Consider the following 20,256-nt stretch of genomic DNA (forward strand, 5'->3'; position numbering starts at 1 on the left):
TGCAGTTTTCTATTGAGCTTAAAGTCCTACGGACTATCGACGAAAATGTACTATCATCTCTTTAATTGACTTAGAAATAACTCCGCTCCAGTTCATTTTCCATTTTCAACTTTCAATTTTTAATTAAAAAGAAAAGAGCGCCCCTTTAGTGAAGCGCTCTTTGGGTATTGAGTTAGATTGAATTTTATTTCGATGCCTGCCCTCCTATTTCGGTTAGCATCTCTTTGACTGCGGCTTCAATCTGTGCGTCTTTTCCATTAAGAAAATCTTCATACCGCAACGGAACTTTAATATCAGGTTCAACCTGGTGATTTTCAGTTGGATGACCTTCTTTACCAATTGTTGCCACCATCGGAATACCAAAAACGATGGTTGGATCTATCTGAGTTTCCCACCAAACAGCAGTGCCTGTTCCTGCCACCGGCATACCGATCAATTTACCAATGCCGTTTTGTTTGTAGATATAAGGAAAGATAAATGCATCGCTGTAGTTGCCTTCACTCATCAATACGCAGCTAGGTTTTGTCCATCTGCCCATTGGCTCGCCATCATTCAAACGATTACCCTGGGGTGCAAAATCAAGGTATCTTTTGCCACTGAGGAAAGTTGCCAGGTCATCATGCAGCCATCCGCCGCCATTAAACCTGGTATCAACGATCAATGCCTGCTTGCCGAAGTTGCGGCCAAGTACTGCGTCAAATGTGCTGCGGAAGCTGGCGTCATTCATACCCTGAACATGCACGTATCCAACTTTGCCATTGCTGAGTTTTGCGACCATATCTTCCATTTTCTTCACCCAACGTTTGTACATCAGCGCAGATTCTTCACCGAAAGTTATTGGTTTAGAAGTCTCCTGCCAGTGGTTGCCTGAGCCATCAGTCAGATCAAGCAGAATATTTCTGTCTGCTTTTCTGTTAAGCAATACTGCAAAGTCAATACTGTCTGTAACAGGCATGCCATCGATCTTTTCTATGATCGTACCATTTTTAATCTTGCTGTAAGATTTATCAAACGGACCGCCTGTTATTACATCTGTCACCTTCAGCCCTTTACCGGTATATGTTTCATCATACATCAGACCAAGCGTCGCAGTGGCATCTCCGTTAGGATTAACCGGGTTATATCGTCCTCCTGTATGAGATGCATTTAATTCGCCCAGCATTTCACTTAGCAATTCCTGGAAATCATAGTTATTGCTGATATGTGGCAGAAAACGGGAATAATTCTCATACGTCTTTTTCCAGTCAACACCATGCAATGCCGGATCATAAAATTTCTTCTGCACCTGGCGGTATGCGTGTCCCAGGATATAGCTACGTTCAGCAGCCTGGTTCAATACCATATCGCCATTAATTCCTATCGGACTCATCTTTCCGCTCTCATCTACCTTTACAACCCCTCCTTTATTTAATACAAAAATTGATTTGCCATCCTTGCTCATTTCAATTCCACTCTGGGAACCGCCAAGTTTCGCAAGTACTTTTGTTTCATGTGTTCGGGGTTCGGTAACCCACAAGTCGTAACCTTTTTCGAAAGATGAGAGATAGTACACTTTTTCACCATCCGGAGACACTGCGTAATCAGAAACGGAAGAACTATTGATGGTAATACGAGCAACACGGTTTTCCATGTTTTCAATATTCGGTACCCAGCTCTTTAATGAAGTAGCAGTATCCGATTTTGAAGGCTCTGCTTTTTTAGCAGTGCTCTTATCTTCTGTTTTGTTTTTTTCAGCCTTCTCTTTTTCAGATTTTTCTTTTTCTTCTTTTTCTTTCAGCAGCGCAAAATCTTCCTTACTTAATTTAAAACGCTCAAACTGATCCTGGTCAAAAAAGCCGACATAAACATCCACTTCACGGCTTCCCTGCTGCGCCAATGACTTACGTCCTTCTCTTGCATTCACCCATGAAAGGGCTTTTCCACTCCATGTCCATTTTACATTACCCTGACCAAAGCCACTTGGAATAGGATGTTGAATGCCTTTGCTGCCATCGGCTTTTATCAAAGCAACATTGCCACTGAACCAATTACCTTCCTGGTCGTCACTTACCAGCCACTGACTGTTCGGGCTCCAGTTAAAATCCCAGTCACCATCGCTGTAAGAATAATTGCGGCCTTTAGGTAACACAACTCTTGTTTGCTTGGTGGCAACGTTGTACACTTTAAGAATGTTGCGTTCTTCTATGTAGGCAATCTCTTTTCCGTCAGGTGAATACTTGGGTCTGAACTCTTCCGCGGAGGTTGCTATAACAGGTTCTTCTTTTAACACTGTCGAAGCATAAAAGTAAGGTTCGTCTTTATTTACAATAGATGTTTTAAGAATATCCCAGCTATCGTCTCTCTCCGCAGCGTAGATTACACTTCTGCCGTCCGGGTTCCATTCTACCATGCGTTCCTGCTGCGGCGTATTGGTAATTCGTTTTGTTTGCGTGCCATCTACACTTGTAATAAAGATCTCGCCACGTGTAACAAAGGCGACTTCTTTACCGTTTGGCGACAAGGCGAACTCCGTTACATTACCGTTAACCGGTAGGTTTTTCTCGATACCTTCACGACCATCGTTGGTAATACGGATGCTTATTTTGGAAGGTGCTCCGTCCTTCATTGTATAGATCTCACCATTATAAGTAAAACATAAGGTGTTATCCTTGCTGATGCTTAAATGACGAACCGGATTTGTTTTAAGATCAGTTAACTGCTGCTCTGTTCCGCCGGCAGCAGGTATCTTATAAATATTCTGATTACCGTTTTTTTCACTCAGGTAATAGATAGATTGATTGTCGTTGCTGTAAACGGGCTCACGGTCTTCACCAACATAGTTACTGATCTTTTTAAAAGATTTAGCAGCCACGTCCATTACCCATATATCACGGGTTACTGATGATGTCTGGTGTTTGCGCCAGGGATCTTCATAACCTTTTCTGTCCTGGAAAACGATTTGGCTACCATTGCTGTTATAGTGTGCATTTTCAAAACCACCGGCGCTGATCAATAAAGCACGGCCCCCTTTTACATCTACACTGTATAAGTTTTGAAATAAACGCGGACTGTAAAAAAGAATATCATTTGCAGGAACATTGCGCGCGCTGCCAAAGATTATTTTCTTGTCATCGGGCGAAAAATCATAAGGATAATCGCCTGAACTGTTATATGTCAGACGAGCCGGTGCACCACCTGTAGCAGGCATCACAAACACGTCAAAATTTCCATAACGGTCACTGGCGAAAGCAATTGATTTACCATCGTGACTCCAAACAGGCATCATATCCTGGGCCTCATGAATAGTTAAAGGAGTTGCAGTCCCGCCCGACGACGGAACCGTGTAGATATCACCTTTGTAACCAAAAGCAATTGTTTTTCCGTCGGGACTGATGGCAGGGTAACGCATCCATAAAGGCGTTTCCTGCGCATTTAGCGAGAGCGTACCAACGGTGCATAGTAGAGCTAAAAACGTTCTCATGTGTTTTTATTTGTTTAAAAAGTTGTCTGGCTGGCAAGAGCGAAGGACGCAATCAATGTATTTTTCTCATCACCAATGAACAGCAGCGAATGCAGTACAGATTGCGAAACAAGGCGTTAAAGTACTAATAATTAGAATACAACTTTGGCTTAGACTTAAAAAATCTGATAAACGGACAGTTCTTTGTCTCAATGGTTATGCAGGCATTTAATGCTTAGCATTGTCTGCCGGTATTTTTCCCCGATCTTAAACACGTCGTACATGAACATCAATGAATCATCTAGGTTGTTTAAATATGTGTCGCCGCATTTGGCCGGCACTGTTTTATACTTCGTATACTCTGCATCATCTGAATCTTCAAAAAACAGCTGGGCTTTTAAATTGAGTTTACTGCTTTGCGGTTTAAAATCCTTCATAAAATAAAAACGATGCCCCGGTGTTGAGTTGCTTGGTTCCATATCCCAGGACACTGCTTCAACCATTTGAAATTTACTGACAGGTTTGTTGTACAAAAATTTGAATCTATTTTGTCCATGATGGAATGAATGCGTAACAACAAGCGTATCGCCTGTAATACTTACCTTCGGACCTCGTCCATCGCTTTCCATGGCCGTTGACGAATCTAATACTTCAATCTTTCCACTAAGTTTCTTATAAACAACAATCTTTGTTTTAAAGTTTGCAGTATCAAACCCGACTTCAATATTTTCCAATACTCCATCTTTGTCAAAGTCTGCAGAGTCAATCATAGTGCTATAATGGTCAGAGTCCTTAAGAGCAGTGATGTAGTTTTGACCAAACAATTTGTTGAACGAAGTGTCAATGGTTGCCGATTTTGGAATTGATGACTGACCGGCAGGTTTGAAAAATAATGTATCACTTCTGTCTCCACGACCAATTTGATGTGAACTATTTTTACATGAAAGGCACAGAAATAAAAGAAATACCCAAACTCGATTCATTAATGAATTGTTTCATTTTTTTTGATTTGATACAATCAATCTCATTACAACATTTGCCTTGCTTTTATCTCCAGATACTTATTTATCGCATTCACCGTTAATTGCTCTGGTGTTGTAAGTAGCGTTAAAATCCCTTGCTGATTTAACTCTTTCACCATCTGCCTTTTTTCGAAACTAAACTTTTCTGCAATGGTTTTTATGTAGATCTCTTCTGTATTCGACGCAGGTGTGTGAACCAGTTTTTTGATTTCCGTATTCTCAAAAAAAACAACCAGCAACAAGTGATAATGCGACATCATTTTCAGATAAGGCATTTGCCTTTGCAGACTGTACAGCGACTCAAAATTGGTGAACAAAACCAACAGGCTTCTTTGTTTTATTTTGTTTCTGACATAGCTGTATAAGGCCTCATACCCTGAATCAGTAAAATCTGTTTGCTGCTTGTATAGCGTTTCAAGAATGGCCTCCATCTGTAGCGACTTACGTTCCGGCGGCAGGTAGGAATCAACTCTTTTCCCGAATGTAAGCAGTCCCATTTTGTCCTGTTTATGTAAGGCAACGTTACTTAACACCAGCGATGAATTGATCGCATAGTCCAGCAATGACAAACTATCAAATGGCATTTTCATACTTCTGCCCTTGTCAATAACACATATGATCTGCTGGCTCTTTTCATCTACATACGTGTTTACCATTAACTGGCTTTTGCGTGCCGAAGCTTTCCAGTTCACCGTGCGGTAATCATCTCCTCTTACGTAATCTTTGATCTGTTCAAATTCAACACTGTGCCCGCTTTTCCGCAACTTTTTATTACCGGCTTCCTGTAGTTCATTTGTAACTGCATTCAGTCCGAACTTACGCATCTGCAGATAAGATGGATAAACAGCAACTATCTCCTCTGCGGGAAATTCAAAGCGGCGTCTTACAAGGCCAACAGGACTTTCCACCAGCGCAATGATATTTCCAAAACTATATTCACCACGTTCGAAAGGCTTCAAAAAATATTCAATCGCCTGATTACCGTTCCCCTCCATCCTAAAATCACGTTTCCAGTTTCTGTCCTGGAACTGAACCGGTATTTCATCAATCAACCTCACCTTAAGCGTAAAACCATATTGGTTTGTAACCGTAATTTCAACTTTATTGTCATCGCCATTACTAAAACGCTGCAAACGCTTTCTGTTTGCAGTTATTCCGCGCCGGTTTCCATATAATATTGAAGTGTCAATCAGAATAAGGATAACCATCAGGCCCAGCAAAACTTTTCCCATTTCTTCCAATACGGGTATATAGAAAGAAAGAATAAAAAGCAGTACCAGCGCGGTTCCCACAATGTAGGTGCGCCTGCTCAGGTAAAAGCTTTTGTATAGACTTTTAATATTTGCCAATGATTAACGGGGAATTTCAATTGAATGAATAATCTGTTGTATCACCTCGTCTGTAGTAATACCTTCCATTTCTTTCTCCGGCGCCAGCAACAGCCTGTGTCGAAGCACAGATGGCGCTACAAAAACAACATCATCAGGTATTACAAAGTCACGCCCATTTAATGCAGCTATTGCTTTGGAGGCGTTCATAAGCGCAAGAGACGCCCTCGGAGATGCACCTAAGAACAATGATTTATGGCTACGTGTAGTAATAGTGATCTTTGCTATAAACTGCAACAGTTTTTCGTCGATCAATACCTGTTTGGTTAATGTCCTTACTATTTGCACCTGCTCTGCGGAGAGAACAGGAATTACACTGTCCAAAATATTCTGATTACCTGCATTATGAAAGTTTGCGAGGATATTCATCTCCTGTGCTTCTGTTGGATAGGGCACATTGATCTTGAAAAGAAACCTGTCCAGCTGAGCCTCAGGTAAACGGTAAGTTCCTTCATATTCGATAGGATTTTGTGTTGCTACGATCATGAAGGGTGACTCCATTAAATAGCTTTGCCCATCTATTGTTACCTGCCTTTCTTCCATCACTTCGAATAAGGCTGCCTGAGTTTTTGCCGGAGCCCGGTTAATCTCATCAATCAATACAATATTGCTAAAGATGGGACCTTTCTTAAATTCGAATTCACCGTTTTTCGGACTGAAGATCGATGTTCCCAAAACATCTGAAGGCATCAGGTCCGGAGTAAACTGGATACGGGAAAAATCTACGGCCATGCTTTTGGCCACCAGCCTTGCGGTAAGCGTTTTTGCTACGCCGGGTGCACCTTCTATTAACACATGTCCATCGGCAAGTATTGCAGCAATAATCAGTTTCAGCATTTCATCCTGCCCAACAATCACTTTTTTAATCTCCCCCATTATGGCCATCACAGCCTCATTAAGTCTTGACAGATCAATACGTTCCTGGAATATCGTTTCTTCCATTATGCTGTTGTTTTATAAAATTCTGTAATTGATATATAAAGATCGTTTAGTTGCGCCTCATTAATAAAGTTTTCAGATTGCACTTCCTGGAAACGATAAACCAATGATCGCGTTTTCTCTTCATCGTAACCGGATTTAGCGCTTAGGCTTTTAATAAACTGGTCGTCCAGAACATTGGTCTGAATAAGGTATTTACCCCGAAGGTGTTCCAGAAAAAAAGCAATCATTTTATTAGCGAGGTTAATGTGATCACTTTTCTCATAGTACAATCTGCCGATTGTTTGTACAAAATCCAACGAATCATTCCGTGGCTTTTCCATAACAGGTATAATGCGTTGCAATCGCTTAACATTTAATAATGCATATAAAGCCAATAACGCAAGGGCCAGGAATAATGCCCATCTGAAGGCCGGGTGCCGGAGCAACTCTTTAAATGGCGAGGGCTCGGATGGCCGTTCGTTTTCCGGAAGTTTGTACACAAAATATTCATCCCATATGATCTTTTTTGTAGATGCCGGAATCAACGACATAGAGGCTTTCAGATAGTCTATGTTATTACCCTGCAACAAAAAATAGTTCGCAAACAGAAATGGATTGCTGTGAAAAAAGAAATTCCCCTGCCCAGAGTGCAGCTGCAGGTAGTTAATATTATTATTACTGTTTTTTCCCAGCGGTTTGTAATAGCTTGAATCGTATTCATTAAAAAAACTGGCAAACTGAAAGCCGGGATTGAAGTAAAGTTGCTCATCTCCGGGAAAAGGTGGATGCAACAATCTGCTTTTTCCTGAATCAATAAGATAACCGTTATACCCTGGTCCCATATTTTCATAATAGCCTTCTTCCTGTAATTTAAAGAAAGCCCTTGCCTGGTAACTCATGGAAGGCGAACAGATGAAAATAGTGTTGCCGCTTTTTACAAATTTGTTCAGGTAAGCAAGCTCTTCTTTATTCGGATTGAACTGCCGTGAAATAAGAAACATTAATGTATGTCCGTTATCCACATAATTTTTGTTATCCCACTGCAACGGAGATACCCTGCTGATGTTCATTTCAGCGCCACCGAACATTTCTGGCAGCATTGCGTAAGTGATAAATGTGCCATAGGGATTTTTTCCTTTCCGGGTGAGTGTAACACGCTCATCAAAACCTTTGGGGCGTATCGCAAATAGTGCCACCAAAACGGTTACCAACAGTGCCACAAGGCCGATAATGATATAGGGAATATTTTTTTTCAAAGGATATTTCTAAAATTTACTGAAACTGCTTTTTAAGTCATCAAATTGTTCTTTCGTTATCGCAAACTTGCCGTACCATACATATTCATAGTTGCGCGAGGCGGTTGCAAAATCTTTAAAATAAGGTGTTCCATTCAGCTCAAACAGGTAATCCATATTTGTCTTATCAAAGCCGTATTGGATAATATTTTTAAGCGACATCTGTTTTAGCATTTGCAGAAAACAAAGCCGCGTAGCTAACCGCAGGTCATTATCGGCAATCGCCTTGTTAATACTGGTTTTGAAATCAATGTCGAAAATATTCTCCGACGCAGTCGCCTCCCCTTCTTCCTGTTTTATCTTTCTACCCTTTGTAGCCAGCAATATTTTATTGTTTATGAGATAGACAATAAACAAGAATGCCAGGAATGCAATAACAAGCGACCAGATGAGCACCCTTGCCGTTTTACTGCTGAGTGCGCGAACCAATTTCTCCAGGAAGTCAGCATTGTTTTCATTCTCAGCTTGTTTTCGTTCTTCCCTTAACCCATATTTAAAATCATCATCGCTTTTTATTTTGCTCCATGCATCCGGACTAAAAGAACGGATCTCGTTCAATGTATCATTTGTCACCGGCGAGAAAAAAATCATTTCTTTTTCCTCTGACTTTTCATCAGCTCTCACCTGGTCTGTATTATTTTCTACTATTGTATCGCCACCTGCAACACTATCTGCTATAGAAGTATCAACAGCTTCATCATTCAGGGAACGGGTTGCAGATGTGTCTTCGGCTTGTTGAGCGTAGAGGGAATCCGCAACGAAGAAAGTTAGCAGCAGCAGTATTATTGAAATGTATTTACGTTGCCTCATCATTTAATTTTTGCTGCTCTTGTCAGAGACTTTTGTAATCTGACCGGATAGATCACAAAATACCCAACAATAAAAACAAGAGATAAAATAAGAATGCTAATGCTAAGCGCTGCGGGCATGCGGTAATAACGTGTAACGAAGCCTTCCACAAAAGCCGCAATCATAAAAACGGGCACCAGGCCGATGATGATCTTAATACCGTCTTTAGCACCGTTCTTTAAAGCAGTAATGCGCTTCAACGTTCCGGGGAACAACCAGCTTTTTCCAATAATAACACCAGTTGCAGCGGCTATGATGATAGCCGAGAGTTCCAATGTTCCGTGGAGCATAACAGTAAGAATGGAAAGTCCGCCATATCCTTTGGAAAAGAACATGTATTCAAATGCTCCCAACCTGATACCTTCTTCCACCATATCTTTAACGCTTAGCACTCCCAGGAAAATTCCTTCTCCGAAATATCGAAAGGCAACACTTACGTTATTGATCATAATGCCTATCCACATTAAAAAACTGTTGCCGGTCTGGTATATGCCAAAGGGATTTCCACTTTCTATATTTTGTTCGGTCGTATTTACATAGAAGTCTCCGAGCATATTTCTTACAAAGCTTTCATCTGCTTTTGCAGAAAAAAATCCGACAAACAAAAAGATCATAAAAAGGAGAAAACAGATCAATAGCACTAATTGATGCCTGGCAATTGTTAGTGGCAAATCATATTTAAAAAAAGTAACGAACCGGTTGGTTTCTTCTCTCCTGTTTTTGTAGATAGACAAGTATCGCTTCGAAGCCTCAGCATTTAAAAAGCGGGTGACCTTACTATAAGGATAATAGCTTTTGGCATAGCCGAGATCTTCCACAAGCTGGGTGAATTCACTGGCCATTTCATCGGTGTCGGGTGAGGGTTGTTGACTGATTCGCTCCCACCGTTCCTTATTCTTCTTTATGAATAACGCTTCGCGCAAGGTCTGGATTTTTTTTCAAGGTAAATGATTAGTTTCAAATTGGAAAATTTGAGGATTTGAAATTTGAGATTTGAGGCGTGAGGGGTGAGACACAAGGTCCGAGGCATTATATCTCTTACCTTATCCCTTCTGCGTTAAGCCTTACGCCTCACACCTCATGCTTCTATCAAAAAACGTATAACGTACCACTTATAACTTATAACTTTTCCCTACTTTTAAATTAACTATGGCTCAACTAAGAATACTTACCTCATTTAACATCGAGCTGGATTTTGACACGGCTGAATTCCACAAGCGGCTTTTTGCCTGGGCGATAGACGTTATTATCATTTTCATATATTTCTTTACTGCAATAAAAGTGTTTAACAGCCTTTTCAGCTCTGAAACCGAAAACATTAACGGGTGGGCCATTTTCCTGATACTCTTGGCGCCAATGTCCCTGTACCCACTGGTTACTGAGATAACAATGAATGGACAAACACTTGGAAAAAAATTGGTAGGGATACAGGTGATCAACGAAACTGGCGGCAATGCAACAATCAGCCAGTTCCTTATCAGGTGGATGCTTCGTTCGTCGGACCTGATGATCGTGATAATGATCTTTGCCATTCTGCTTAAAAATGAATACCTGCTCCGCGCGGTGATATTCACTTTGATATTGGCCATAACGGACCTGGCTTGCCTTGTCGGCACAAAAAAATCGCAACGCCTTGGTGATCTTGCCGCGGGCACCATCCTAATCAAAACAAAACAAAAGGCTGACCTTACAGAAACCATTTTTATTGAAACACAGGATGATTATGTTCCGCTTTATCCTGAGGTAATGAGGCTTAGCGACAGGGATATGAACGCCATAAAGAATGTACTGAATGCCCTTTCTAAAAAAAGTAACTGGCCACTTGCTGACCGCACCGCAGAAAAGGTTCAAAGCATTTTAGGCATTCAATCGAAGCAGGATTCATTGAGTTTTCTGGAAACGCTGCTGAAGGATTATAATCATCTTTCAACCAAGTAGAATTTGGATACAGACCGGGATTTAGGGATTAGAGGATTTATCAGATTGCTGACTTTGCTAATAATTACAGATATTTAGCTCGTATGATAAAAGAAGCAACAAATATAGACTTCTATACTACCGGGAGGCAGCTCTCGCAAAATGACTTTGCACGGATTAGCGAATGGATCAGGAAAAACAAACAAAAACAGCACACAAATAACCTTTTTAGAAAATCCGGCACCAAAAAGCTCTCCCATTCCAACAAGAATAAACAGGGTTGAGCGCCATAGTTAGTGAGTAGAATAGTTTCGGGTCGAGCGCACCTGCAACAAATTACAGTTTACCTATTCACAATCTGCCTTGTTTTTATTGCGTCTTTCAGCGCTTGATTTTCTTTGGCAATTTTTATTCATAAGACGATGCCAATAGTGATGCTTCGGCGCCCGTCAGCGTCGGAAATACTACTTAAAATTGATCACTATTATTATCAATCTGTCATAGCACGAACAATTGGTGAACTGCAGTCAAAAGTGAAAAAAAGGAAGTTTCCGGCATATTCAAAGGGCTGGCTTGATTCATTGCCGTCGCGCTTCAGCCGACGGACAATCATTGGCCTTTTTATCGGGCTTTAGCCAAAAAGCGAGTTATGTGGCTAAAGCCATTGTCGATAAGTCTGCATTTTCCGTTCGCTAAAGCGGAACGGCAATGAAAAAACATCCTAATACTCAAATCTGTCATTGGCACGACAAGAGATATCTCCCAAAGTTGAAGATGCTTCCTTATTCGATTTACTGATTGCCAATATTTATTTATAGCGATAAATTTAATTTGGACAACTCTCTTGCTGATGGCTAATGGCTGATAGCTGATAGCTCATAACTCACAGCTACCTAATCTCAACGGTACACCCTACCCAAAAGTTACGTTTTGCGGCGGGGTTAAAATATCTGTTGCCGGCGGCATTAAGATCATTGCCCAAACTATAGGATTGATTCAGCAAATTGTCAATTCCTCCAAAGAAATTAAGATGCACGGAAGACAATTGCTTTTGATAGCCAATTTTCATTTGCATTAACTGATAACTATCTGCATAAACGCTATTGGCATCATTCAACGGAATTTTTCCCGTTGCATTTAATGAAACAGTGGCATAATATCCTTTTCGTGTATGAGCTTCTAACGTTGATGCATTTATGTTGCGTGGCACGCCTGTTAATTTATTGCCGGAGTAATTGTTGGCACCGGATACATACTGGTCAAATTTGTAAGGCTGATAAGAAAAACTGTTGCTTAATATCAGCGCCGAAAGAAAAGCATTTTCGTTGTGAATGATGAATGCCTTAAACCACGCTTCCACACCTTGTTGTTTGGTGCTGCCTGCATTCACGAAATAGTCGGTTCCGGCATCACTCACTCTTCTCACAATTGCGTTCTTTAAGCGGAAGTCATAGAACGAAACATCAAACTGAAGTCTGGATTGTAACGTACTCCCCTTTATGCCGGCTTCATAATTCCATCCATTTTCCGGTTGCAGATTGTAAAAATTTCCGTCGCCCGGTCTTATTTCCGCTAAAGTTGGTGGCGAGAATCCCTTCGCGGCAACAGCATACAGGAATATGTTTTTAGCCACAGGGTACGAAACACTAAAACGCGGAGCCGGAAGCGCATCTGTATTGTTTTCCTGGTAACCTTTTGATTGCGGATCGGATATTCTCTTATAACGTAACAGCTGCTTATTGCTGCTTATGCCCACCTGCACATTCAGCTTATTAAAAAAAGTTGCGTTTACCTGTGTGAACAAGAAATATTGGGTGGCATACAGTACATCTTTGGATTGTACATTTCCAGGGATGCCCTTATCGTTATCGTAGTCATCAATTCTCGAATAATTTTGCTGCCACTCTCCTCCTGCCAGCAAGTGCAGGTCCACACCTGTCGCCTGAACAGCATAATCAAAAGAGGTTCTGGCTCCGTAATTCCATTCATTCCTTTTTTCATAATTGGTGATGAACGGATTTTTGAAGTCGGTATGATTTACCGTTAGCGAAGTTGTATTCTTAAAATGTTTTGCTAACTGCGATTCAAGTGATATTCCGGCAAAAGCAGTTTTATTATAAACAGCCGCCTTTTGTTGCAAAGAGGCCGGCCGGGCCATCGACGGCATGGAATCCATCTGTTGTTTTGTTAAACCTCCGGGGGTTTTGTAAAACATGTCGGTATAAAATAAAATAGCGGACAGTTTCTCTTTAGGACTGATCTCCCAACTGCTGTTCCACTGAACAGCGTCTCTCCTCAGGGATGCATTCTGTCGGTACCCATCGCTTTGTGTGTGGGATTGTTGTAATGAAGAATGAAAATTTCCGGAGTTGTGATCCCATCCGGCGTGTTCTGCAAAAAGTCCATACGATCCGCCGGTTATTCCAGCCTGCAGAATATTTTTCTTTCCCTCTTTAATATAAGGGTGCATAATTACAGCTCCGCCCGTATTGGCTCCGTACAGGCTGCTCGCTGGTCCTTTAATCACTTCCATGTAAGAAAGCTGGTTCAGATCCACTAACTGCAGGTAAGTATTACCCCCAGCGTCGGTAAAAGGAATATCGTTCCAGTACAACCGTACATTTCTAACTCCAAAAGGTGATCGCAATAAACTTCCCCGAATGGACAAGCGATAACTTCCCGGGCTACGTTCCTCCATTCGCACCCCCGCCACTGTATTTAATACCGGCACAAGTGATGCATTATCCAGCACATGCAATTGCTGTTGATTGATAACAGAAATAGCCGCAGGCACTTCCTTCCATTTTGCATTCGTAGCAAATGCGCTTACGCTTACCTCTTTTAATTCATTTGTATCTTTCAAAAAAGCGACAGTATCTACTTGCTGACCAAAAGCAGAACTATGCAGTATGCTACCGATTATAAGGATACCCGCAACCTTGCCGAAGTGAGATTTGCAGTTAAAAGAAGTACGATGCAACAAATGCTTCATAGTAGCAATGTAGTTTAAGTTGTACGTTGTAAGTTGTACGTGATACGTTTACCGATTCGAAGGTAGAGTTGTTTGAGCTTAAAGCCCAAAGCCTAAAGCTTAAAACTTTTCAACCCGCCGCATGTTCTGTTCGCGCCTTAGTGGCAAACAAGTTGTACGTTATAAGTTTTACGTTCTACGTTTAAGCCATTGTAGTTACTTAAGCTTCCTCTTTTTGTCTCTTACCTTTGTGTCTCTTAGTGTTCTCCGTGTCTTCGTGTTTCCCACAATTCTTTGTGCCCCTTTGCGCCTTAGCGTCTTCGTGGCTAATCTCCGTGTTTCTCCGTGTCGCCCTGTCTCCGTGGTTCAAATATTCCCAAAATCCTTTGTGCCTCTTTGCGCTCTTCCTGACTTCGTCTTTCAAATATCCGTCGTGTTTCTCCGTGTCGCACTGTCTCCGTGGTTCAAACGTTCTTCAAAAAAAATCCCGGAGCTTATTCAACACCGGGACCATTTGATTTCTAACAACAGATTTTGTACTATTTTTTGGCGTACATAACATCTTTAACCACCTTAACCGTACGAGCCACATCCGGCAGGTAGGCGGCTACCAGGTTTGGTGCATAGTGCATCGGAGCATCAGCACTGGTTAAGCGGCGGATGGGAGCATCCAGAAAGTCAAATCCTTCTTTCTGAATTTTGTAAGCAATTTCAGAGGAAACCGAACACATTGGCCATTGTTCTTCAACAATTACCAGGCGGTTGGTCTTCTTAACGCTCTCAAGAATGGTTTCCCAATCCAGCGGACGGATAGTTCTCAAATCTATCACCTCTGCACTGATCCCTTCTTTTTCAAGCTCTGCGGCTGCACCCATAGCAACTTTCATCATCTTGTTAAAAGATACGATCGTTACATCTCTACCCTGCTTCTTAACGTCAGCTTTTCCAAGAGGTATATAATATTCTTCTTCGGGAATTTCAATTTTATCGCCATACATTACTTCACTCTCCAGGAACATCACCGGATCTTCTTCGTAACGGATAGCCTGTTTCAATAACCCTTTTGCATCATACCCGTTTGAAGGAGACACCACTTTGATGCCTGGTATGTTTGCAAGGAAACTTTCGAATGCCGTCGAGTGCTGTGCACCTAACTGACCGGCGCTTCCGTTAGGTCCGCGGAAAACGATCGGACAACCAATCTGTCCACCGCTCATCGCAAGCATTTTACTTGCAGTATTCAAAATCTGGTCCAGTGCAAGAACTGCAAAGTTCCAGGTCATAAATTCAACTACAGGACGCAGACCGTTTTGTGCAGCACCTACTCCAACTGCCGCAAAACCCAATTCTGAAATTGGAGTATCGATCACACGTTTTGGACCAAATTCAGCCAGCATCCCCTGGCTAACTTTATAAGCTCCGTTATACTCAGCAACTTCTTCACCCATTAAAAACACACGTTCGTCTCTTCTCATTTCTTCGCTCATGGCTTCGCGGAGAGCTTCACGGAAAGGTATTTGTCGCATACTATTGATTCGTTAAGTTTAAAAGCCTTTTAAAAAAGCTCGGCAAAAATATAAGTTTATGCTTTACAAACAAGTTTTAAGTTGAGAAGATGTGGAGCTTAAAGCTTAAAGCCCAAAGCGTAAACTGTGTCGCTGTTGTATAATATATAATATAAGCTCCCCGGGAAACGCCGTAAAATTCAACACATAGTTAAAAAACACAAAAGTTAGTGTGCAAAACGTTTTTGTTTCCTGATTTTTTTTCTACATTTGATACGAAACAATTCGTAACATGAGTACATTAAAACAAATTAAGCCCACCGAAAGTGAGTTGGAAATACTGCAAATATTGTGGAACAGGGGAAAAGCAACCGTTCGCGAAGTTCATGAAGAACTGAGTGTTTCAAAGGAAAGCGGATATACCACTACCCTCAAATTAATGCAGATCATGTTTGAAAAAGGGCTCGTAACCCGGGACGACAGTAGTAAGACACATATTTACGAACCACTAATTTCCAAGGAAAGCACACAGAAACAGCTGGTTGGTAAAATGGTCACTTCTTTATTTGGCGGCTCAACATCCAGTCTTGTTATGCAGGCCCTGGGCTCAGGGGCTACCAGTAAAGAAGAATTAGAAGAAATTCAAAAAATTTTGGATAACCTGAAAAATCACTAAACATGCTAACGCTTTCCCATTCAGCTTTTTTACAGGCATTGGGGTATGCAATTGTTAACAGCTTATGGCAAATGGCCCTGCTTTGGATAGTAGTGGTTCTTTTAAACAGCCTTTTTTCATTTTCATCCAACGCACGATATAAGCTTGCCCTTACCGCTCAATTCGCCGGGTTCGCCTGGTTTCTTTTCACACTTCAGTTTTATTTTTCGAAGTGTCTTCAGTCCATCCAGGAAATGAAAGGAATTGACATTAACGCCCAAAAAGCACTAATAACACAACAAACAGCTGAAAATTTTAATACGAAGGTGTGGAGTGCATTGATCCATATGGAACAAACACTTCCTTATTTATCAGTCGCATATATTTTGTTACTATTTGTATTGGGTTTTCGCTGGATCAGAAGTTACAGGTACACTCTGGAGATCAAAAAGAACGGTCTTATGGGGATTGATGACATATGGTCAGACTTTGTAAACGACATGGTTACCCATCTCAATATCAAAAACAAGGTATCCATTTTTGCATCTACCATTGTAAACTCTCCCCTGACAATCGGATTTTGGAAACCGGTGATCCTTATTCCGATTGCAAGTGTCAATCATTTAACGGTGCAACAATTAGAAGCCGTTATTCTTCATGAACTGGCTCACATCAGGCGGATGGATTATCTCCTGAACATCGTTCTGAGCATTATAGAAATTAGCCTGTTTTTCAATCCGTTTACGCAGCTTATCAGCAGATTCATTAAAAAAGAAAGGGAACATAGTTGTGATGACTGGGTACTTCAGTTTAAATATAATCCGGCCATGTATGCTGAGGCGTTACTTCAGCTTGCTTATCTGAACACGAGTCGCAGCACACTTGCGATGCCAGCCAAGGGTAACAAAGGCGATTTGCTTTCGAGGGTGAAACGAATGCTCAATCAAAAAGAGCAAACCTTTACTTATCGTCACCAAATTGTAGCCTTCGTCTTAATGACCTCAATTTTAAGTTCAATTGCATGGCTAAGTCCGATTAAAGCAGGACCGCCGATGGCGACAGGCACTTCAACTAAAACTATAATAGTAGAACCTGTTACAGCAAAAGTTGATAACCCCCTTTTCAACCCTGTCTTTTTCCTTAACGAACCGATGAAAAAAGAGATTACATATAAAGTTGAAGAATCAGCTAAACAAGGTGTACAGGAAGCAATGAAAGGACTGGTTGAAGCAAAGAAAGCTGTTGAAAAGGTTGCTCCATTGGTATTAACTTCTCTACAAGCATCAAATGAGGCCATTAATTTAATTTCACCAAAAGATATTAGCAATCAAATTGTTATAGCAACTGATGTAATTAAAAATGCACAGATACCCGTTACATTTGCATACAATGCCGATTCAATTCAAAGAGTAGTTAATAAAGAACTGGCGAAAGTAAAATTCGAATGGTCAAAAGACAAGCTCGATGAACAAGTTGCTAAAGCAAAGATTGAAATGAGCAAGGTGGCAGCATTGCAATGGCTTTCTGCAGATAAACAGGCTACTATTCAGAAGTCAATGGATGAGGCTATTAAACAATTAGAAGAACTGAACCTGCAATTTAATTTAAATGAGAATCAAAATGCTTCCGAGTCTCCAAAGGATCGATCAAGAGCAAGAAGAATGCAAAGTGCAACTCCACCACCGCCACCAGCTCCGCGGCCTTTAAGAAATGAAAACAAGACCCAAACTGACAATTCTGACAATGTCAGTTTTAATTTCAATTACTCACCTTATTTGTTTGATTCACAATATGATACATTATACAATTGGAATTCGAACGATACCTGGGAAGATTATAAAGTAGCTAAAAACAGGTATGATTCATGGAACGAGGAGTATCCGGTTAATGAACATAAGGCATTTATAAATGTTCGTAATAGTAACAACACTACTGCTGTATTACCTGCTGTATGTAAAGTAGTTATAAATAGAGATGATAAAAAAGAGACTTTACAATTAAATAAGGTTAAGATGGCTAAGCTGATACATGTTATGTATGTGCTAAACGAACAAAGGCGTATATCTGCAGATGCACCGGGCGCACAAGCTGTTCCGGCAGCATGCCCCGAGCCTAAAAGGCCTGCGAAAATCCTTACAATTGGAGTTTTTTAGTAACACCACCAATGACAATGTTAAATAAAAAAGAAGGCTATAAATAGCCTTCTTTTTTATTTAATCACAACAACATAAACAGTTATTAATAAATAAGTTACTTTGGACTAATTCGTCTTTTTAATAATGCAGCAGCATTCGGTCCTTCCATAAATAAAAGATCCAAAATGCTAAGATTGGTTTTGAATCCTATCCTGTCTTCAAACAATTGCACATACTTAACAGACTCCCCATCCTGATCATAGTCTTTCGGCAGCCATTTGTCCCTGTAATCAACCAAGTTCTCAACATGCACATTGTCAATGAATTCCGGCATGTTAACTTTTAATATTCCCGTTACTATTTTCAAGGCTCGTTGATTCAATTCAACTAAATGTTCCCAACGGCTAAGAAACAGTGGCTCCAGCTTATTTGCATAATACTCAAAATAAGGGGACCTGTTATAGCAGGACACAATAGTGCGCCAATGCTGCACCTGCCAGTTTTCCTGGTAGGCGATCTTCACCTCCGCGTAGGGGATACGTTGATTCCTCCCTTTTTCTACCGGAACAGACAAATTGATCAGCCCATTACTACCGACAATCACACATCTGTTGCGAAAAGACATTTTTTTATAGGGCTCGCTTAAGTTTATTTTACAATATGTCGAATCTGACAAAACTTTAAAATAGTTTATGCACGGAAAGTATTGTAAATCAATCAATAATTGGTTGTTTCCAGTCATGTAGGTTATTTTGTCAGTTCAGTAAATATTTATTCTCAAAAATTGCCAATTACGGTCTTAAAATTTTTGTATAAAATATTGAATAGTCTGTTTATTATTTTGATAAACAAAATATAACAAAATTTAATTCATGCTAAATTATATAGTTCTCATTTTACCCATTCGAGCTCATGTGAAGAATGGTATTTGCACAAAATATTAGCAATAAAATTACGATAAAAATTTTGGTGACATTAAATTTGAAATAAAAACTCCCCTATTTTGCAGTCAAAATTTTTTAATGAAGAAAATTCTTGCCCTCCTCCTGATTGCCGGTTTTATGGGTTGTTCCAAACCGCAGGGATTCGAGTACCGGTCGATCAGGAATTTTAAAATTGACAAACTGGGTTTCGACAAAACAAGTGTTAGTTTAGAGTTGGTTTATTTTAATCCGAACAACTTTGGAGTTGCCCTTAAGCACATCGACTGTGACGTGTATGTCGATCACATTTTCGTTGGCAAGTATTTATTGGATACAACCATGCAAATCCCGAAAAAGGCAGAATTTTACATTCCGTCCAAAATGGATGTGGATATGAAAAACCTTTACAAAAACACGCTTAATGCCATTTTTGCTACGGATGTACTTTTGGAGTTGAGAGGAAATACAAGGGTGGGCAAGGCCGGAATTTTTGTGAATGTACCCTTCAATTATTCAACCAGGCAGAAACTGGATTTCTTTTGATACCGAAAAAATGACAGATCCCCTAACCCATTCTGCAAGATCCTTTTACAGATAAAGTCTTCAATCATTATACATTAATAAAATTTTTATATTTTGTTTTTGTGTTTCTTAACATTCGAGAACGTGTCAGTCTGATACTGACTTTTATCATCTTCTCACATGATTCTCTTCATCTTTTAGCCACGCGTTTCGCGTTAGCTTTGATCTGCATTCAAAACGTTGAGTTATGAAAAAGAGAACACCAGTATCCAGCATAATGACCTCCAAAATGGTAACTGTAAATACAAATGATGATTTGAGGAAAGTCTCCGATTTGATGAAAAAACATCATATCAGGCATATTCCGGTTGTATCAGGAGATAAATTAGCAGGTGTGATCAGTCAAACTGATGTAATGCGACTGAGCTTCGGAAATCTTTTTGATGGTCAGACTGAAGCCGATGAGGCCATCTTCGATATGCTAAAAATTGAACAGGTGATGGTGCATCACCCGAAAACGGTATCGCCTAACGACACCATCCGCGATGTCGCAACCTACCTTGCCCAGGCAGAATTCCATGCATTACCTGTTGTTGATGACAACAAGCTCGTAGGTATCGTTACCACAACAGATGTTATTAAGTATTTAATTGATCAATACGATTAGAAAATTATAGTAAAATTTCACTTTTCATACCCCCAGGGGCCGTTTGT

Annotated in this window: 15 protein-coding genes; 5 read left to right on the forward strand and 10 right to left on the reverse strand. The window is 40.5% G+C overall.

Features of this window, described 5'->3' with window-relative positions; all coding sequences use genetic code 11:
* Positions 1–184: 184 nt before the first annotated feature.
* From QTN47_RS07995 to QTN47_RS08025, 7 genes are all read right to left on the reverse strand, one after another.
* Positions 185–3,460 (reverse strand): S41 family peptidase, encoded by a 3,276-nt coding sequence (locus QTN47_RS07995; RefSeq protein WP_369328821.1) that lies wholly within the window; start codon positions 3,458–3,460, stop codon positions 185–187.
* A 188-nt stretch (positions 3,461–3,648) separates the two neighbouring features.
* On the reverse strand, positions 3,649–4,422 hold the full coding sequence (locus QTN47_RS08000; protein WP_369328822.1) for a hypothetical protein: 774 nt from the start codon (positions 4,420–4,422) through the stop codon (positions 3,649–3,651).
* Positions 4,423–4,466: 44 nt separating this feature from the next.
* Complete coding sequence (locus QTN47_RS08005) at positions 4,467–5,810, reverse strand: DUF58 domain-containing protein (RefSeq protein ID WP_369328823.1); 1,344 nt, start codon at positions 5,808–5,810, stop codon at positions 4,467–4,469.
* A 3-nt stretch (positions 5,811–5,813) separates the two neighbouring features.
* Positions 5,814–6,791, reverse strand: a complete 978-nt coding sequence (locus QTN47_RS08010; protein WP_369328824.1) for an AAA family ATPase — start codon at positions 6,789–6,791, stop codon at positions 5,814–5,816.
* Complete coding sequence (locus QTN47_RS08015; protein WP_369328825.1) at positions 6,791–8,026, reverse strand: DUF4350 family protein; 1,236 nt, start codon at positions 8,024–8,026, stop codon at positions 6,791–6,793. The genes QTN47_RS08010 and QTN47_RS08015 overlap by 1 nt, the downstream gene beginning before the upstream one ends.
* A gap of 9 nt (positions 8,027–8,035) precedes the next feature.
* The gene (locus QTN47_RS08020) at positions 8,036–8,875 is read right to left on the reverse strand and encodes a hypothetical protein (RefSeq protein WP_369328826.1); all 840 of its coding nucleotides are present in this window, start codon (positions 8,873–8,875) and stop codon (positions 8,036–8,038) included.
* Complete coding sequence (locus tag QTN47_RS08025) at positions 8,875–9,837, reverse strand: stage II sporulation protein M (RefSeq protein WP_369328827.1); 963 nt, start codon at positions 9,835–9,837, stop codon at positions 8,875–8,877. Before QTN47_RS08025 ends, QTN47_RS08020 begins: the two co-directional genes overlap by 1 nt.
* Positions 9,838–10,063: 226 nt before the next feature.
* Here QTN47_RS08025 and QTN47_RS08030 point away from each other — a divergent pair, with 226 nt between their 5' ends.
* The gene (locus QTN47_RS08030) at positions 10,064–10,852 is read left to right on the forward strand and encodes an RDD family protein (RefSeq protein ID WP_369328828.1); all 789 of its coding nucleotides are present in this window, start codon (positions 10,064–10,066) and stop codon (positions 10,850–10,852) included.
* A gap of 868 nt (positions 10,853–11,720) precedes the next feature.
* On the opposite strand, the gene QTN47_RS08035 is transcribed toward QTN47_RS08030, so the two are convergent.
* Together QTN47_RS08035 and QTN47_RS08040 are read right to left on the reverse strand one after the other, a co-directional pair.
* Positions 11,721–13,823 (reverse strand): TonB-dependent receptor, encoded by a 2,103-nt coding sequence (locus QTN47_RS08035; RefSeq protein ID WP_369328829.1) that lies wholly within the window; start codon positions 13,821–13,823, stop codon positions 11,721–11,723.
* A 518-nt stretch (positions 13,824–14,341) separates the two neighbouring features.
* A complete protein-coding gene (locus QTN47_RS08040) occupies positions 14,342–15,328 on the reverse strand; it encodes a pyruvate dehydrogenase complex E1 component subunit beta (RefSeq protein ID WP_369328830.1) in 987 nt (328 codons plus the stop codon).
* Between the two features lie 271 nt (positions 15,329–15,599).
* Here QTN47_RS08040 and QTN47_RS08045 point away from each other — a divergent pair, with 271 nt between their 5' ends.
* Positions 15,600–15,983: a BlaI/MecI/CopY family transcriptional regulator gene (locus QTN47_RS08045; protein WP_369328831.1), complete on the forward strand. Its 384-nt coding sequence runs from the start codon at positions 15,600–15,602 to the stop codon at positions 15,981–15,983.
* A gap of 2 nt (positions 15,984–15,985) precedes the next feature.
* The gene (locus QTN47_RS08050; protein ID WP_369328832.1) at positions 15,986–18,115 is read left to right on the forward strand and encodes a M56 family metallopeptidase; all 2,130 of its coding nucleotides are present in this window, start codon (positions 15,986–15,988) and stop codon (positions 18,113–18,115) included.
* 97 nt (positions 18,116–18,212) lie between these two features.
* On the opposite strand, the gene QTN47_RS08055 is transcribed toward QTN47_RS08050, so the two are convergent.
* Positions 18,213–18,839: a WbqC family protein gene (locus tag QTN47_RS08055; RefSeq protein WP_369328833.1), complete on the reverse strand. Its 627-nt coding sequence runs from the start codon at positions 18,837–18,839 to the stop codon at positions 18,213–18,215.
* A 280-nt stretch (positions 18,840–19,119) separates the two neighbouring features.
* On the opposite strand from QTN47_RS08055, the gene QTN47_RS08060 reads away from it, so the two are divergent.
* Together QTN47_RS08060 and QTN47_RS08065 are read left to right on the forward strand one after the other, a co-directional pair.
* Positions 19,120–19,563 carry an LEA/WHy family protein gene (locus QTN47_RS08060; RefSeq protein WP_369328834.1) on the forward strand — a complete coding sequence of 148 codons (444 nt, stop codon included), beginning with the start codon at positions 19,120–19,122 and terminating at the stop codon, positions 19,561–19,563.
* Between the two features lie 226 nt (positions 19,564–19,789).
* Positions 19,790–20,209: a CBS domain-containing protein gene (locus tag QTN47_RS08065; RefSeq protein WP_369328835.1), complete on the forward strand. Its 420-nt coding sequence runs from the start codon at positions 19,790–19,792 to the stop codon at positions 20,207–20,209.
* The last annotated feature ends 47 nt before the right edge of the window (positions 20,210–20,256 follow it).

Source organism: Danxiaibacter flavus (genome assembly GCF_041060425.1).
GTDB classification, from domain to species: domain Bacteria; phylum Bacteroidota; class Bacteroidia; order Chitinophagales; family Chitinophagaceae; genus Danxiaibacter; species Danxiaibacter flavus.

Bases quoted from the DNA above. Each gene is read 5' to 3' on its own strand.
- QTN47_RS07995 (WP_369328821.1), bottom strand. From the start codon at position 3,460: ATGAGAACGTTTTTAGCTCTACTATGCACCGTTGGTACGCTCTCGCTA.
- QTN47_RS08000 (WP_369328822.1), bottom strand. From the start codon at position 4,422: ATGAATCGAGTTTGGGTATTTCTTTTATTTCTGTGCCTTTCATGTAAA.
- QTN47_RS08010 (WP_369328824.1), bottom strand. From the start codon at position 6,791: ATGGAAGAAACGATATTCCAGGAACGTATTGATCTGTCAAGACTTAAT.
- QTN47_RS08020 (WP_369328826.1), bottom strand. From the start codon at position 8,875: ATGAGGCAACGTAAATACATTTCAATAATACTGCTGCTGCTAACTTTC.
- QTN47_RS08030 (WP_369328828.1), top strand. From the start codon at position 10,064: ATGGCTCAACTAAGAATACTTACCTCATTTAACATCGAGCTGGATTTT.
- QTN47_RS08035 (WP_369328829.1), bottom strand. From the start codon at position 13,823: ATGAAGCATTTGTTGCATCGTACTTCTTTTAACTGCAAATCTCACTTC.
- QTN47_RS08040 (WP_369328830.1), bottom strand. From the start codon at position 15,328: ATGCGACAAATACCTTTCCGTGAAGCTCTCCGCGAAGCCATGAGCGAA.
- QTN47_RS08045 (WP_369328831.1), top strand. From the start codon at position 15,600: ATGAGTACATTAAAACAAATTAAGCCCACCGAAAGTGAGTTGGAAATA.
- QTN47_RS08050 (WP_369328832.1), top strand. From the start codon at position 15,986: ATGCTAACGCTTTCCCATTCAGCTTTTTTACAGGCATTGGGGTATGCA.
- QTN47_RS08055 (WP_369328833.1), bottom strand. From the start codon at position 18,839: ATGACTGGAAACAACCAATTATTGATTGATTTACAATACTTTCCGTGC.
- QTN47_RS08060 (WP_369328834.1), top strand. From the start codon at position 19,120: ATGAAGAAAATTCTTGCCCTCCTCCTGATTGCCGGTTTTATGGGTTGT.
- QTN47_RS08065 (WP_369328835.1), top strand. From the start codon at position 19,790: ATGAAAAAGAGAACACCAGTATCCAGCATAATGACCTCCAAAATGGTA.